The following is a 648-nucleotide window of genomic DNA, read 5'->3' as shown; positions in this document are numbered from 1 at the left end:
TTGCCGAAAAACAACGGCTCACGCTGGTACATCTTTTCCATAAAGCTCGAGATTTTCCCGCATTTCCCGCACTTGTATTCGTACATGGGCATCGGTGGACTCCTACAACACGTCCGACGTCAGTTTTCCATCGTAAACCCAGTGCGTCGGCCCTTCAAGCCAAACCTCGCCGGTGCGTGGGTCATCTTCCGAAACGGTGACGGTCAATTCTTCGCCCGACTGCACCTTGAGGGTCACCGGCCCGGCGACCTTGCCCGCATAAACCATGGTCGCCGCCGCCGCCACGCACCCGGTGCCGCAGGCCAGGGTCTCGTCCTCCACGCCGCGCTCGTAGGTGCGAATGCGCAGGGAATTCGGCCCGGTAACCTGCACGAAATTGGCATTGGCCCCGGCGGGCGCCACCACCGGCGAGCGGCGGATTTCCCGGCCGACGGTCTTCACATCGAACGCCTCCGCGTCGTCCACCGGGACGATCACATGAGGCACCCCCGTGTTCAGAAAATGGCCGCTCAGTTCGCCCTGCGTCGTGGGAACATTGACCGCCCGATAGTCGAACGGTTCGGTCAGGCGGACTTTCACGGACCGAGGTCCGGTGATATGGGCCTCGATGACACCGGCAATGGTCTGGAAGCGCATGGATTTGCCGGC

The 648-nt window shown here is 62.0% G+C and carries 1 protein-coding gene; it reads right to left on the bottom strand.

Annotation, left to right across the window (positions count from 1 at the left end; all coding sequences use genetic code 11):
• Positions 1 to 102: 102 nt before the first annotated feature.
• Positions 103 to 648: diaminopimelate epimerase (gene dapF, locus KDM41_18370; GenBank protein ID MCB1185390.1), on the bottom strand; the 546-nt coding region annotated here is incomplete at its 5' end.

This window comes from bacterium (assembly GCA_020440705.1).
In the GTDB taxonomy this organism is placed as follows: Bacteria; Krumholzibacteriota; Krumholzibacteriia; order LZORAL124-64-63; family LZORAL124-64-63; genus JAGRNP01.
The sequence above is the reverse complement of the archived record's forward strand: the minus strand, read 5'-3'. Positions and strand labels throughout refer to the sequence as shown.